Here is a 15,362-nt window from a genome sequence, read left to right as displayed (position 1 = left end):
GCGGGAGTATAGTTATGCCCACCTTGACGCACGCTGATCTGAGGCTGAATTACCAGCTGATCGGCCCTGACCTGTCCCCGGCCACGCCGCCGGTGTCGCTGATCCACGGATTGGGCGCCAATCTGGCGTTCTGGTATCTGGGGGCCATGCGTCACCTTGGCCGTGACAAGACCATCCTCTTGCACGATCTGCGCGGCCACGGGGCAAGCTCGATGCCCCCTTCGGGCTATAGCCTGACCGATATGGTCGAGGATTTCCGCACCCTGCTGGACAAGCTGCACATTCACCGCACCCATGTGGTCGGCCACAGCCACGGCGCCCGCGTCGCCCTGCTGTTCGCCCTGACCTATCCGGAGCGTGTCGAGAGCCTGACCCTTGCCGATACCCAGCTGCGCGCCCTGCAGCCGCCGATGAAGCTGGGCGAATGGCCGCATTGGCAGGATTGGAAGGCCGATCTGATGGCCCGCGGCGTGACCTCGTTCCCGCCCGAGGATTCGCTGATCGACTTCAAGCTGCTCGCCGAGCTCGGCCCCCGCAGCGCCGGTGGCCGCGGTGGACGCAGCGTCGTGGACACGCCGCCCGGTGGCATCAAGGGCCGGATCGCCGAGGCAGGCGCCGGAAACGCCGACCGCGCCCGCGCCCGCCGCCGTGGACGCGGCCAGATGGGCGGCCAGCTCGGTGCCAAGATGGGTGGCCCCATGGGCGCCAAGATGGGCGGTGCCCGCCGGATCGACCTGCAATCGCGCCAGATGGGCGCCCGCGGTGCCGAACAGTGGGAAACCCTGATGGAGACCACCAAGGCCCCCGACGAGATGCATGACGAGAGCGCCATCCATCTGTCGGACATGTACAAGCTGACGATGCCGGTTCTGCTGATCTATGGCGCGCTCAGCCATTGCGTGCCGACCGCGGACCGTCTGGCCGAGCTGTTGCCCAATGCCCGCCGCATCCTCGTGCCCGGTGCCGGCCACTTCTTTCCGATCGTCAAGCCGCGCCCCTTTGCCCGGACCCTGAACACGTTTCTCAAGAGCATGTCCGCCGGACAGGGCCGCGCCACCATGGTGCGCAAACCACGTCCCAAGACCCAAAGCTCGGTCACGTATTTCCCGAAAACCGTCAACCGTCTGACCCATGCCCGGCGGCTGATGCCGGGGCTGGCAGCCCGCGCGGCGCAAATGGTCCGTCGGGCCCGCTAGCCGGGAGCGAGCAATGCCCCCTTCCGGCAAGGTCTGCATCGTCACCGGTGCCTCGAGCGGCATCGGCCAGTCGCTGGCCGTCGCCATGGCCAGCCGCGGCGATCTGGTGCTCGCCATCGGCCGCAGCGCCGAGCGTCTGGCCGACACCCGCGCCCAGCTGGAGGCCGCAGGCTCGGCCGCCCACCAGACCCTGCAACTGGATGTCGCCTCCGAAGCCGACATGGCCACCCTGCGCGGAATCGCCGAGGATCTCGGCCGCGTCGATATCCTGATCGCCTCTGCCGCCGTGGGCCGCGGCCTTGGCGGCCGCGCCCTGCCCTGGCCCACCGCCGAGCTGCCTGTCGAAAACTGGCAGGCCATGGTCGATGTGAACCTGCACGGGGTGTTTCTGGCCAATATGGCGGTGCTCCCGCTCATGCAGGCGCAGGAGAACGGCGATATCGTCAATATCTGTTCCTCCACCACCCCGCGCGGATTGCGCGGCACGGCGCTGGCCCCCGGCTATGCCGCCACCAAGTTCGCGCTGGCCGATTTCGGCCGCACCCTGGCCCAGGAGGTCGCCCCCGACGGCGTCCGCGTGCGCACGATTTTCCCCGGCCCGGTCGAGAGCCCGTTGATCAAGGACACCCTTCTTGACGGACCTTTCGGCGGCCGTATAAGCGATACCAGCTTCGCCGACGCCCTTTTGGGCTTGATCGATCTCGGCCAGGACGGGGTCGTCATCGACCCGCATTTCCTGCCCGTCCCCTCCAGAAGCCGCAAGCGGCGCGGCAAGCCCCCCAAACAGGAGACCTAGAGCAATGGAAGATCTGAACGGGCGCGTTGTCATCATCACGGGAGCGGCCGGCGGCATTGGATCCGCCCTGGCCCGCGCCCTGTCGGACAAGGGCGCCCGTCTGGTGCTGCTGGATCGCACCGCCGAGGCGCTGGCCGCGCTCGAGGCCGATCTGGACACCGAGACCCTCTCCATTACCTGCGACGTCGCCTCCGAGGCCGAGATGGACGCGATGGCCGCCGCCACGCTCGACCGTTTCGGCCAGATCGACGCCCTCGTCACCACCGCCGCCATTCTGCGCGCCGGTGACGGGATGCGCACGCTGGCCCAGACCAGCTATGCCGAGTGGCGCCAGATCATCGACGTGAACCTGACCGGCACCTTCCTGGCCAACCGCGCCGTCCTGCCCGCGATGCAGGCCGCCAAGCGCGGCGACATCATCAACCTGTCCTCCACCTCCGGCCGTCAGGGCCGCGCCTTTGACGGACCCTATTCCGCCTCGAAGGCCGGCATCATCGGATTGTCGGAGAGCCTGTCCGAAGAGGTCGCCCGCGAGGGCATCCGGGTCCAGACCCTGCTGCCCGACGCCGTCGATACCGGCCTCTGGGGTCAGGCCGGTGGATCGGCGCTCAAGCCCCGCCACATGCTGACCCCCGACCGGGTCGCCGAGGTGATCGTCTATCTGCTGTCCCTGCCCCGCGACACCTATCTGCTCAACAGCATCGTCGTCCCCGCCCCCACCCGGCGGCGCAAGGGATGACGAAGCAGGACCACCCCATAATGCCCAGCCCCGCCCCGAACCGGGGGTTGCGCCGCTCGGACTTCGTTCAGGTCGCCAAGGGCGGTTTGGGCGACGGCCACAACAGCTTTGCCCATTCGATGGCTTGGTTCGAGGGCAAGATCTACGTCGGCTCCACCCGCTCGAACCTGTGCATGCTCAAGCACCAGACCGCCTATACCGACCCGGCCCTCGAGGTCTGGCCCGTGGATTGCCCCGACACCCGCGACCAGCTTTATGCCAATGTCGACAGACGCAGCCAGATCTGGTGCTATGACCCGGCCGACGGCTCTTGGGAGAATGTCTTCAAGGCGCCTTATGTGACCGGCATCGACGGCACACAGGTGTCGCGCGACATCGGCTATCGCTCGATGGAGGTGTTCCACGGCAGCGCCACCGAAAAGCCCGCCCTTTATGTGTCCACATGGGCGCCCGGTCGCGCCCCCGGTGGCGGGTTGATCCTGCGCACCACGGACGGCAAGGAATTCATCCCCGTCACCCCGCACGGGATCACCGACGGGTCGTTTTCCACCACCCGCAGCCTGACCTCGTTCAACGGCAAGATGCACTTTGCCCCCACCGGTCAGCGCGACACAAAAGGCAAGGGCGACGGCGGCCAGCAGAACTTTGCCCGCCCCCAGATCTATGCCAGCCCCGCCCCCGAGGACGGCGGCTGGGTGATCGTCAACGAGCCCGCCTTTGGCGACAAGGGCAATCTGGGGATCTTCACCCTCGCCACCGCCAACAACCAGCTCTACGCCGGCACCCTGAACAAGGAAGGCCTGCAGATCTGGGCCACCGACGGCGAGCTGCTGCACAAGCCCGGCAGCCGGCCCGCCAACGACGAAGAGGCCACCTATTACCGCTGGCGCAAGATCTGCGACAAGGGCGCGGGCCGCGGCCCGCTGAACCAGGCCGTCGCCAGCATGACCGAATTCAAGGGCGCGCTCTATGTCGGCACCGGCATTCAGGGTGGCGGCAATGACCGGGTCAACAACGTCGGCCCCGCCGCCGCCGAAGTGCTGCGCGTCAATGCCGACGACAGCGTCGACGTGATCGTCGGCGACCGCGACGACGACGCCCCGGACGGCCGCGAACCCCTGTCCGGCCTGACCTCCGGCTTTGGCCATTTCTTCAACGGCTATATGTGGACCATGACCGAGCATGACGGCTGGCTCTATGTCGGCACCTACGACTGGGCGATCACCCTGCGGTGGGCCAAGCTCAGCCGGATGCCCGACAAGGTGCAGGCCCTGATGAGCCGCGTCGGCCTCGAGCAGGTCGTCGAAGCCGACGGCGGCGCAGATCTGTGGCGCACCGCCGATGGCGAGAACTGGGTGCCGGTCTGCAAGCAGGGCTTCAAGAACCCCTACAACTGGGGCATCCGCAACCTTGTCTCGACCCCGATCGGCCTGTTTGTCGGCACCGCCAACGTCTTTGGCCCCACGGTGGCGATGAAGACCGAGAACGGCTGGGAATACAAAGACAATCCCGACGGCGGTCTCGAGGTCTGGCTGGGTCACTGCGACCCGGAACCCGGCCGTTGACGCCGTGGTGCGACCGATGTGCCCGGAATCCGGTCATGGCGGGCCGCAGTGCGGTGCCCGGCGCATAGATATGTTGCCGCAATGCAGCATGTGGGCTATCACCGGGGCAATATTGACCCTGTGTCAACCCGGCCCTCACCGGTTTGCCATATCAATGCCACTAAACTGATTATTATACGTAAAAATCGTTGAAAAGACAGGACGACAGTCGATGACGGATACCACCTACGAGCCTTATTCCCAAGACCCCGGCTATATTGAGGCCAACACCTCCCTGATCGGGTCCATCGATCTGGAAGGCGTGGAGCGGGTCGCCGATCTGGCCTGCGGCACGGGCCTCTTGTCGGGCCTGCTGATCGACCGCAAGCCGACGCTGACCATTGCCGGAATCGACCTCGATCCGGTGCAGATCGGCATCGCCACCCGGACCTTTCCCGGCCCCACCGTCGACAGCCTCGAGGCTCTCGAGGCCGAGGCCAAGGCCGGCCGTGGTGCTGCGTTCTTCAGCGCGGGCTCTGCGATGGATCTGCCCTTCGAGGACGGCTCGATCGATCTGGTGGTGATCGGCAATGCCATCCACCTGATGCCCGACCGCGATCTGTTCCTGCGCAACGTCGCCCGGGTGCTCCGCCCCGGTGGCCAGCTCGTCTTTAACTCGGTGTTTTATGTTGGCACCTATGTCCCCGGCACAGAGCCCCTGTTCACCGAGTGGATGCGCCAGGCCGTGATGGTATTGACCGAGATCAACGAAGAGCGCAAAGCGCGCGGCGAGAAGCCCCACCCCCGTGTCCGCGGCAAGGGCGACCGCGCCTTCCGCAAGGACTGGCTGTCCGGCGAAGGCTGGGGCGAGGCGATGAAAGCCGCCGGCATCGAGGTCGCCTATATGGCCGACCGTCCGGTGCCGATTTCGGCCGAAGGCCTTGCCTTGGTCGGCGCATATGGCGGCCTCGCCGAGGTCTTGATGAGCGGCTATCCTGTGGAGGTCGCGTCGGAATGCCTGATGCGCGCCGCCCCGATCGCGTTCGAGAATCTGGGCATCGAAGAAGTGCCCCGCAATTGGCTTGAAATGCGCGGCGTGCGCGTCTGAGCCCGACCCTTTGAGCATATGAGACAAGAACAAGGACCAAACCCATGACCGACACAAGCAAAGACGCCCTGCAGGCCACCGTCATCTCCGTTCTCAACGACACCGTCGCCGATTGGGACCTCGACCTCGAAGAGCCGATCGGGGCCGAGACCACCCTGATCGAGGATCTCGCCTTCGAGAGCATCGACATCGTGCAATTCTCGGTCGCCCTCGAACAGGCGCTTGGCCGCAAGGACCTGCCCTTCGAGAAGCTGTTCATTCAGGACGGCAACTATGTGGACGATGTCTCGGTCAACGAGATCACCGAATTCCTCAGCACCGAGATGGCCGCGGCCTGATCGCCCCACGTTCTGCGAGACCGTTTCAAAGGCCCTCTTCGCGCAAGCGGAGGGGGCCTTTTGCGTCTCATCCCCGATCCCGGATCACGCCCCCCAGTGGGCGATGCCGATAGGGCCGCCCTTCGCCGATAGAGCCGCCCATCGCAGTCTGTCGGGCGCGCCTTTCCCTGTCCAAACGCAAAACGGGGGCCTCTTGAGGCCCCCGTTCGATGTCTGTCATCCTATCCCGCCTCAGGGAATCCAGGACCAGACTTCGATCTGGAAGAACCGCCGGATCGAGCGCATATACGCCTCCCAGGCCCGCATCTCGGCGCCGTCGATCTTGGCATAGCCGGTCATGCCCGAGCGCAGGAAGTTGTCCGGGTTGGGGAACACCGCCGTCACCCGCACGACGCTGCCATAGCCTTCGGTATCGGCAGAGGGCGCGATGGACTGCACCTCGCCGTCGATCTCGGTATCGGACTGTCCCCATGCCTTGAGCCGGACCACATCCCCCGGCGCGATCAGCCCGATATCGGATTCCGGGATCGAGATCACCGCGCTGATCACATCCGAATTCTCGATTTCGAGGAACGGATCGCCCGCCCGCATATAGCTGCCGGTCAGCAGTTGCAGGTTGGCCGTCACCACCCGCCCGTCCATCGAGGCCACGATCTGCGACCGCTCGAGTTCGGCCGTCGCGAATTGCAGCTCCAGCGTCAGCCTGTCGATTTCAGCCTGCTGGATCGCGATGTCGGTCTCGCTGGCCTGAGCCAGAACCAGATCGAGGCTGGCGCGGCTGACCTCGAGGCTGGCCAGATCGCCCTGCAGCGTCGAGAGCGCCTTTTCATAGGCGGTCTGGCTGCCGACACCGGATTCCGCCAATGTCCGCGCCCGGTCGGCCTCGGCCTGGCTGAATTCCACGCTCGCCTCTGCGCTTTCAAGCTGGCGCCGCGCGACTTCGATCTCTTCGGGGCTGGCCCCTTCGAGCAGCCGGGTCAGCTCTGCCTCGGCGGCCTGAAGCTGGGTCCGGGTGATCGCCACGGCCTGTTCCTGATCCCACGACGACAGCCGCGCCAGCACCTGCCCACGGCTGACCATATCGCCTTCGCGCACCAGCACGTCGATGATTTCGCCGTCGGTCCGCGCCACCGCCTGTCCGCGTGCCTCGGGCAGGAATTCGACCTGGCCGCCGGCCTCGTAGGCATAGGGCTGGAAGGCAAAGATCAGCAGCCCCAGCCCGATCAGCGCCCAGACCACCTTGGCCTTGCCCGTGGTTCCGGTGTCGGGGGCGACCTCTGCGTCGGTGTCGGTCTTGCCGCCCATCGCCATTTCGCGGAACGCCGCCGGATCGAAGCCGCCGCCCTCTGCGGTGGCCGCTCCGCCGCCCCGCTTGCGCCCGCCGCCGGAGCGCCCGCGCATCGAGGTGACCATGGTCAGCAGATAGAGCGACACCGCCGCCGCCATCCCGAGGAACAGCACGACCCCCAGCCCGCCCAGCTCTGCCTCGAGCATGATCGCCGCGGTGATCCCCAGCACCCCGAGCAGCGCCATCAGCGTCAGCAATATCCCCAGCCCGAGGAAGGCCATGGGAAGCGCGTCCTTCTTCTCCAGTATCGGGGGCAGATCGGCCCCGAGGAACACATGCTTGAACCCGGTCACCGCCTTGCCCAGGATCTTGGGCTCGTTGCACACGACCGCGATCCAGTTCAGACCATCCGCCGGCATCAGCGGGAAGGCCGTGATCAGGAACACCAGAAGCCCGAACTGCGCCGCCACCAGTGACGCCAGCGGCAGCCAGCCGCCATCGTCGCGGGTGATCGCCCAGACCAGGATCCCCAGCCCGAAGATCGCCAGTCGCGACAGCAAGCCGCTGCCATAGGCCCAGAGCTGCCCCTGCCGGTCCATCTCGCGCACACCGGTATTGTCGATGAAAAACCGCGGGATGATGTTCAGCACCAGCTTGATCCCGAACCCGGGCACCCGGCCCCCATGCGCCACGATCGCCACCCCCTGCGCCAGGCGCGAGACGAGGTTGACCACGAACAGCCCGATGATGAACTGGGTGATCGACCCCAGATCGGTGAGGATCCGGCCAAAGTCTTCGCCGATCGCCTCGAGGTTCTTCATCATCGTCATGCCGCCGATGATCACCAGGGGCACGATGGCCCAGAGGATGAATTTCAGCGGATAGCCCAGAATATAGAGCAGCTTGAACAGCCCCTGCGGATCGAACAGGACCAGCTGGGCAGGGCCCTTCTTGCCCTGTGGTTCCGCGGCCATGCCGCCCATGCCGCCCATGCGTCCGCCCATACCGCCGGGCATGCCGCCCATACGGCCGCCGCCACCCATGCCGCCCATGCCGCCACCGCCCATGGCTCCGGCCATGCCGCCCATGCCGGCCATTGCGGCCATGCCGCCACCGCCCATACCACCGGGCCCCATACCACCGGGCATGCCACCGCCGCCCATGCCGCCCATACGGCCGCCCATGCCCCCCATGCCGCCGGGCATGCCACCGGGCATACCGCCGCCGCCCATGCCACCCATGCGACCGCCCATGCCACCAGGCATGCCGCCGCCGCCCATGCCGCCCATACGACCACCCATGCCGCCCATGCCACCGGGCATACCGCCACCCATGCCGCCGGGGGCGCCACCGCCCATACCGCCGCCCATGCCACCGCCGATCCCGCCGGGCAGGTCGTCAAATTCGTCGTCGTCGAAGAAATTCGCCGCGGGCAAGTCCGCCGCATCGGTTTTCGGCCGCCCTGCTATCGCAGGGTCGGACGTGTTCGTCCCGGTCGCGGATGTTCCGGCGGGGGGCAGCACTTCGGCGACCGGGGTTCGGACCGGCTCTGCCTTTGGCGTGCTGCGCTCTGCGGAGGCGTTGCTGGACGCGTTACCCGCGGCCGGAGCCGCGCTGCGATCGGAATTCGCCGCCTGAATCGCGGTCAGGCCGCGCGGGGTTGCGGATGGCGGATCGGCGGGGGGCTGCGTGTCGGAGCCCTCGGAGGTCCCGGCACCTGTCTCTGACGTCTCGCTGCGCGGGATGTCCGCGGCGCGACCGCCGCCGGGCCGGATCGAGGCCACGATAGAGGCCGCGGTCTTGGCCGCCGCCATGCCGGTGCGCGATTTGCCACGGTTCGGCCTGCGGTCGCGGAACCGCGCCACGGTCGAGCGGTCCTCTGCCCCGTCCTCCTCGGAGGGCTCGGGCACGATGGCCCGGGGCATGTCGTCGTCCGGGTCCTCTGTGGGCGTATCCGCGGCGGCGTCCGGCGTGGTCGCCTCGGGTGCATCCGCGGCAGGTGTCCGCGCCTCGGGCTCTGCCGTTTTGGCAGCCGGAGAGATCACGGGCGGCGGGGCCGGTGCGGCGGCCTCGGGCGTCTTCTCTGTCTCGGGGGCTGTCGCGGCCGGTTCGGCCGGTGTTTCAGAGGCCAGGGTCGGCGCAACGGGCTCTGCCGCTGCGGGCGTGTCCGTCCCCGCCGGGGCCGCGGATTTGCCCGCAGCGCTCTCTGGCCGATCGGCTGCCGGTGTCACGGTGGCAGGGCTGCCGGTTTGCGTGCCATCTGGCTCTGCGTTTGCCCCGGGGGTGGTCTCACTGCCGGTCTCGGGAGCTTGCTCGGGCGAAGCGCCCGCGCCGCGCTTGCGGCCGCGGATCCGCTCCAGCGCCTGATCGCGGTGCGAGGCGGCGGGCTCTTCGGGGGTGGCCGGTGCGGCGGGCGACCGCGTGGCGGCATTGGCCCCGGCCGTCCGGGCGGCGATCGCCCCCACCACGGCGCCGGCTGTGGCTCCCTTGGCGGCACTGGCGGCCTGCCCGGTCAGCCGGGTGACCCGGCTGCTGGCCCCGCGCGGCATGATGCCGGGAGTGTTGCCCTCGGCGCCGGGACGATCCCCGGCGGCATTGTCTGTTCTGGCCCGGGCCGCGCCGAGCCGTTCGGTCACCGAGCCTGCGCCCGCAAGGCCAGCCGCACGCGGACCACCGGGCGCGCCGGGCCGGCGCCCCGCCCGACCGGCGGCGCCGCGTCCTTGCGGGCCGGCCTCGGCAGCATCGGTGGCCAGAAGCCCCAAGATCTGCAACCGCCGAAAGAATTCGGCCACGTCGGTCTGTGTCAGCGTTTCCCCGTCCGACGTCAGCTTGGCATGGATGGCCGCCAGATCGGCGGTGCCGTCCGCCGCCTCGCACAGCCGATGCTCGCGACCGTCGAAGGAGAACTGCCGCCCGTTGCGCGGGTCGATGATCCGGATCCGGCCCTCGCCTGCGCCGGGATTGTCATAGACCACGCGCAAGTCGCCGCGCAGCGACGGGCGATCATACGCTGCGGTCGACTTTCCGGATGGTGTTTCGCTCTTGGCCATGTCGTTCTCCACTGCCCGAGGAGGGAAAATCGCCGGTTGTGACGTATCGTCCGACCCACCTCTGCGGGATTGGCTGTGCCTCGCGGCTGTTTTCTATAATCTAAACGCTCGCCGCGCTGTCGCCAAGCAACCATGCAGGGGCGGCACGCTTCTAATGATTCTAGCGTCTTTATGTTGTCTAAATCGCACGAAAATGTGGCTTATAACTAAGCGCTGGCGGCGGAAATGTTAAGGCTGCCCGTCAAAAAGAGTGCAATCTTTTGCGGCCCGGCGACCGGCTGGTTCGGCCAGACCCGACCCCCGGGCGGCGGCCCTGCCCCGCGGCACATTCCCTTGCGTCAATGAGCCGCCGTGCCGCGACCGCCGGACTTCACGAAAAGTTTCGGAAAAACAATGTTGTAATGACGTAACGGCATGTTAGGGATTGCCATGCTCTACCTTGCCGGGGCCTTTTGGCCGCCCTAGTTGGGCAGTAACTCACCGTAAAGACGTGAGGGGGCTGGTCGCTTTTGGCGCGGTGACGTGCCTCTGATGGACGACCCGAGACATACAGGCACAGGAATACGGCATGACACTGGATATTATCGGCGCTGGCTTTGGCCGAACCGGCACGTCCTCTATCGCCAAGGCGCTCGGGATTCTCGGGTATCCGTGCTATCACATGACCGATGTGATGTTTCACCCCGACCACAAGTCGGACGTGGATTTCTGGCTCGATGTCATGAAGGACCCCGACAGCCCGGACCGCGACTGGAACCGGGTGTTTGCCGGCAAGCGTGCGACCCTCGATTTTCCTGCTTGTGCCGCTTGGCGTGGCATGGCCCGCGCCTTTCCCGAGGCAAAGGTTCTGCTCAGCGTCCATGCCAAGGGCCCCGAAGGCTGGTATGACAGCACCATGGGCACGATCTACAAGGGCACCGGCCTGCCGTCGGAATCCGAGTTCGGCGCCAAGATGAACACCATGCTCGACGGGTTGATCTGGAATGGTCTGCTGCAAGGCACGATGGATCACCGCGATCTCGCCATCGCCCGCTACGAGGCCCATATCGCAGAGGTCCGCGCCGAGATCGCCCCGGAGCGGCTGATCGTGTTCCGCGCCGACGAAGGCTGGAACCGGCTCTGTTCCTTTCTGGGCGAACCGATGCCGCAAGCCGCCTTTCCCAACGTCAACAACCGCGCAGAGATGGGCCGCCGGATGAAGCGTCTGGAGAAGATCGCCCGCATGCACGCGGCCTGATCCACCCGCCGCGCCGGCGCCGCTTCTTTGGGGTAAAAATATCCCCGCCGGAGGCACCCCGCCCCCGCCTATTTGAATTCGAAGATGTCCTCCGGTGCCAGCCGGAACGCGAAATCCTCGCGCAGTTCGGTGAGCGCCGCCTCGTCCCCCTTCAGGTGGGCGTTCATGAACAGCACCACCAGAAGCGCGATCACGTCCTTGATCTCGCCGCCGTCGCCATCGTCCTCGCGCCCGCTGAAGGTCGAATGCGAGGCCCCGTCGAGCACCAGCAGATACTGATCCGGGGCGGTGATCGTCTGATAGGGGATCGTCCGGGTGTAGGGGTCGAAATCCTCGTCCCCCATCATCCCGTCGCCGGTGCCCGTGACATGCAGCATCGGGATGTCGATGGCGTCATAGATCCCCTCGAGGCTCTGCCCCGGCGGCACGGTGACGTTCGGGCTGAGCGGCACCGCCGCCTTGATCCGCGGATCCTTGAACCGGGTTCCGAAGAACCCGAAGGCCTGCCCTGCCGCGGCCATGGTGCTGCGCGCACCGTAGGAATGCCCGATCATCCCGATCCGGGTCAGGTCGAGCTGTCCGGCGAGCTTGGTCTTGACGTTCATCCGCTCCAGCTGATCCAGCACGAAGGGCAGATCGGTGAACCGGTCGAGCATGTTGCCCGGCACCTTGATCGCGGCCTGCATCTGGCGCTGGATCTCTTGCTGGGTCTGCGCCCCTTCGAGGATCGTCTTGTCGGTGCCCGGATGCTGGATGAAGAACCCGAAGTAGCCCGCCTTGGCCAGCGCATGCCCCAGATAGGGCGCCGCGTCGCGCGACCCGCCCAGCCCGTGCGAAAAGATCACCACGGGCGCGGGTCCGCTGACCCCTTCGGGCATGAACATCTTGAACGGGATCGCCCGGCCCCGGTCGTGATCGCGAAAGGTGCCCACCACGATCTGGTCCTGCTCGACGCCCCCGAGGCTGCCCGGAGGCGCCATGGTGTTGTCGGGCCCGGTCTTGCGCCGGGGCACATAGGGCTCTTTGGCGGGCCGCCTGCCCCGCCGGGACGCCTGCCCGCCGCCCCCGCCGCCGAACAGCCGCGCCAGAGCCGCGAAGAGGCCCCTGATGAGCCTAAGAACAACCCGCATCAGACACCCCTCCTTTCTGTGATGAGATCAGCCTGCGCCCGATGGCGCGATCAGCCCTTTGCCGCGACGTAGCGGTCGATGACCCCCGCCAGCGTTTCGAGATCGGCAAAGTTTTCCATGCTGAAATCGTCATCCGACAATTGGATGTCGAACCGCGCCTCGACCTTGGTGATGAGATCGACGACGGCGAAACTGTCCAGCTCCAACCCGCCCTCGAAGACCGCCGTCTTGGGCCCGAGTGTCTCTTTGTCGATCTTCAGTTCGGTCGAGATCAATTCGATCAACGCATCCGTTGTGTTCGCCATAGACTGTCCAATTCCATCATTATGTTCCGCCCGCCACCCGGCCCGGTTTCGGGCAAACAGCGACGAGACGATGCAGCAACCTCACCGCAAATGCTGGTTTTTGCCTTCTGTGTCCAGCCCTTGCCGGCCGCCTGTCCAGGATGTGATCGCCCGGGACCGGCCCCGCTGAGCCCCCCGGAGACGGGTTCCGGGGGCGGTCTTTCAGGACGACAGCGCCTCGGCCTGCGCCGTCAGCGCCAGCCGGTCCGCCTTGCCGGAGGCCAGCATGGGCAGGCTCTCGACCACGATCAGCCGGTCGGGCACGGCCCGGGCCTGAAGCTCGGCCCTCGCATGCGCCAGAATGCCCTCGTCGGTATTGGCCCCTGGTTTGGTCAGGGTGCAGAACGCCACCAGCCCGGCCCCGCGCCGCGAGGTGCCGGCCGTCACCACCACCGCCTGATCGACGCCCTCGGCCCGTGTCAGGCAACCCTCGATCTGGCCCATATGCACCAGCAGACCGTCCCGGTTGACCGCGTGGTCCGACCGGCCCAGAACCTCGATCCGGTCGCCGTCGTGCAGCCGGATCAGATCGCCTGTGGGCCAGACCTCGGGCGCCTCGGCGATCATGTCGCCGCTGTCCCAGTCGACATAGCCCAACAGCCCGTATTCGGCCCGGACCCGGAACGGCACCGCCCCCTCGGCGGCGGGATCGGCCTCTTCGTCGGCAAGGTCCAGCGTCATCCCCCGCAGCGGCGGTCCGGCCGTGGCGTGCCGCAGCGCCTGCGGATCACGCGGGCTGCTGGCGGTGATCGCCCCCAGCTCGGTGGCCCCGTAAAGCGCCACCAGCGTGCCGTGCTTTGCCTCGAAGGCCACCGCCTCGTCGGGGAACAGCTTGTCCCCCGCCACGACGATCGCACGGGCCGAGCCGGAGCCCCGCCCCAGCGCCATCACCGAGCGGCATTGGCTGGGCACCATGAAGATCGCGGTGGGATCGAAGCCCCGCTGCGCCTGAAAGAACACCAGCGGGTTGCCCCGCGGCACGAGGTGGATCCGCGACCCCGCCACCAGCGACGGCAGCAGCCCGGCCCCAAGCCCGAACATGTGGTGGATCGGCACCGGGATCATCACCCGGTCGGCGGGCGAAAGCTCCATCCGTTCGGCCACAGCCCGGCCATTTTCGAGCAGCTTGTCGGTGTCGTGCGCCGCCCATTTCGGCCGCCCCGTCGTCCCCGAGGTGCGCAGGTAAATCCGGTCTTCCCCGCGCTGTTTCCTGCCGCCCGGCATCATCACGATCCGCGCAGAGCCCGCCCCTTGGGTGGCATCCGGCGGGATCAGCACCGCTTCGCAGAAGCCCGGCCAATCGGGGTTCGGTTCCGGCCCTTCGTCGGCGGGGCTGAGCGGGATCAGCGCCCCCGAACAGGTTGTCTCCATCACCGCCATCAGCGCCGCGACGGAGCCGATCGACGACGACAGCGGCACGCAGAACCGCGCACCGGCCAGACCGGCCTCGTCGATCATCGCGATCAGGTCGCTGACCAGCCCGGCCACTGTCCCCCGGTCCACTCCGCCCTCGGCAGGAGCGTGAGCCGGGTCCGAGAGCGGCTGCGCATCAGCCCCCTCGAGGATTGTGCGCACCCGCTCCATGCCGATCAGAACGGCACGCTGCGGACCATCCGCAGATAGACCTCGCGGTCGGTGTCCTCGAACGCCCGCCGCCCGTGCAGCGCCCGGCTGTTGTCGAGGATGGCGAAATCGCCGGCGGTCCAGTTAAGATCGACGATCAGCTCGTCCTGCACCCGCTTGACCTCTTCCATCAGCTCATCCGGGATCGGCGAGCCGTCCTCGAGCCAGACGGTGGAGGTGTCGCCCCGGCCCATCTGCATCTGCATGTAGACGGTGAGCAGGTTGTTGATATAGGCGGTGTGCCCGCCCCATTTCGTCGGCAGAACCGCGGACACCAGATACTTGGTCCGCATGGTCTTCTCGGCTTCGTCGAATTCGACGGTGATCCCGTTGCCTTCGGCGAACTTGCAGGCCTCGGCGGAATCCTCGGTCTGGTAGATCTTCTGCCATTCGCCGTCGCGGTAGACCCGCAGGAACATCAGCCGCTTTTCATGCAGCAGATCCTTCCATTTCTGGCCCAGCCGGTTGTAGACCTCGGCGCCGTCGCAGGCCGTGGTCTGGCCGTCGGCATCGGCGGGTTTGACGCAGTAGAACCACAGCGCCTGCGGCCGGCCGTCGATATAGTACATCTCGCCGTGCAGCGGCAGGCCAAAGGTCATCTGGGTCTTGCGCCCGTGGTCGTAGCGGGTCGACAGCAGGGCCTTGCCCTCGCCTTTGCCGCCGCCCACGGATTTGCGCACGTATCCGCCGCCTTTGTAATCCATGTAGTCTTCGCTGATCGTGTCGGTGAAGGAGTCGAAATCCTCGCGGCTGGCACCGAAGCCGGTGAACAGGACGGTGCCGCGCTCCTTGATCAGCGACACCACGGTGTCATGATCGATATCGGCGACGGTCTCGCCCGGATCTGCGGTGACGATGGTGCCGAAATGCGGCTGAAGCGGGCTGGTTTTCATATTCTGTATCCTTATGAGGCTCGGCCCGCGCCGCGGCCATGGCAGGGCGGCGGGCCTGAATGAATCATCGGGAGCC

Annotated in this window: 12 protein-coding genes; 7 read left to right on the top strand and 5 right to left on the bottom strand. The window is 67.0% G+C overall.

Annotation, left to right across the window (positions count from 1 at the left end):
* The first annotated feature begins 14 nt into the window (after positions 1–14).
* The 6 genes from LOM8899_RS17085 (at position 15) to LOM8899_RS17060 (ending at position 5,721) form a co-directional block, all read left to right on the top strand.
* Positions 15–1,196, top strand: a complete 1,182-nt coding sequence (locus LOM8899_RS17085) for an alpha/beta fold hydrolase (protein ID WP_093993467.1) — start codon at positions 15–17, stop codon at positions 1,194–1,196.
* 13 nt (positions 1,197–1,209) lie between these two features.
* Entirely contained in the window at positions 1,210–1,992 is a 783-nt protein-coding gene (locus tag LOM8899_RS17080) for an SDR family oxidoreductase (RefSeq protein WP_093993466.1), read from the top strand.
* Positions 1,993–1,996: 4 nt separating this feature from the next.
* Positions 1,997–2,731 (top strand): SDR family oxidoreductase, encoded by a 735-nt coding sequence (locus LOM8899_RS17075; RefSeq protein ID WP_093993465.1) that lies wholly within the window; start codon positions 1,997–1,999, stop codon positions 2,729–2,731.
* A 20-nt stretch (positions 2,732–2,751) separates the two neighbouring features.
* A complete protein-coding gene (locus LOM8899_RS17070) occupies positions 2,752–4,296 on the top strand; it encodes a hypothetical protein (protein ID WP_133065059.1) in 1,545 nt (514 codons plus the stop codon).
* A 211-nt stretch (positions 4,297–4,507) separates the two neighbouring features.
* Positions 4,508–5,383: a class I SAM-dependent methyltransferase gene (locus LOM8899_RS17065; protein ID WP_093993463.1), complete on the top strand. Its 876-nt coding sequence runs from the start codon at positions 4,508–4,510 to the stop codon at positions 5,381–5,383.
* A 44-nt stretch (positions 5,384–5,427) separates the two neighbouring features.
* Positions 5,428–5,721 (top strand): hypothetical protein, encoded by a 294-nt coding sequence (locus LOM8899_RS17060; RefSeq protein ID WP_093993462.1) that lies wholly within the window; start codon positions 5,428–5,430, stop codon positions 5,719–5,721.
* Between the two features lie 231 nt (positions 5,722–5,952).
* Here the strand turns inward: LOM8899_RS17060 and LOM8899_RS17055 are convergent, their stop codons facing one another.
* Positions 5,953–10,059 (bottom strand): efflux RND transporter periplasmic adaptor subunit, encoded by a 4,107-nt coding sequence (locus LOM8899_RS17055; RefSeq protein WP_093993461.1) that lies wholly within the window; start codon positions 10,057–10,059, stop codon positions 5,953–5,955.
* A 568-nt stretch (positions 10,060–10,627) separates the two neighbouring features.
* Here LOM8899_RS17055 and LOM8899_RS17050 point away from each other — a divergent pair.
* On the top strand, positions 10,628–11,296 hold the full coding sequence (locus LOM8899_RS17050) for a sulfotransferase family protein (RefSeq protein ID WP_093993460.1): 669 nt from the start codon (positions 10,628–10,630) through the stop codon (positions 11,294–11,296).
* A gap of 68 nt (positions 11,297–11,364) precedes the next feature.
* Here the strand turns inward: LOM8899_RS17050 and LOM8899_RS17045 are convergent, their stop codons facing one another.
* From LOM8899_RS17045 to LOM8899_RS17030, 4 genes are all read right to left on the bottom strand, one after another.
* Complete coding sequence (locus LOM8899_RS17045) at positions 11,365–12,426, bottom strand: alpha/beta hydrolase family protein (protein WP_093993459.1); 1,062 nt, start codon at positions 12,424–12,426, stop codon at positions 11,365–11,367.
* A 50-nt stretch (positions 12,427–12,476) separates the two neighbouring features.
* Positions 12,477–12,731: an acyl carrier protein gene (locus LOM8899_RS17040; RefSeq protein ID WP_093993458.1), complete on the bottom strand. Its 255-nt coding sequence runs from the start codon at positions 12,729–12,731 to the stop codon at positions 12,477–12,479.
* Positions 12,732–12,932: 201 nt separating this feature from the next.
* Positions 12,933–14,345 carry an AMP-binding protein gene (locus LOM8899_RS17035; protein WP_168770585.1) on the bottom strand — a complete coding sequence of 471 codons (1,413 nt, stop codon included), beginning with the start codon at positions 14,343–14,345 and terminating at the stop codon, positions 12,933–12,935.
* Between the two features lie 14 nt (positions 14,346–14,359).
* A complete protein-coding gene (locus LOM8899_RS17030; protein ID WP_093993456.1) occupies positions 14,360–15,286 on the bottom strand; it encodes a TauD/TfdA family dioxygenase in 927 nt (308 codons plus the stop codon).
* Positions 15,287–15,362: the final 76 nt, after the last annotated feature.

This window comes from Flavimaricola marinus (genome assembly GCF_900184895.1).
Taxonomy (GTDB): domain Bacteria; phylum Pseudomonadota; class Alphaproteobacteria; order Rhodobacterales; family Rhodobacteraceae; genus Flavimaricola; species Flavimaricola marinus.
The sequence above is the reverse complement of the archived record's forward strand: the minus strand, read 5'-3'. Positions and strand labels throughout refer to the sequence as shown.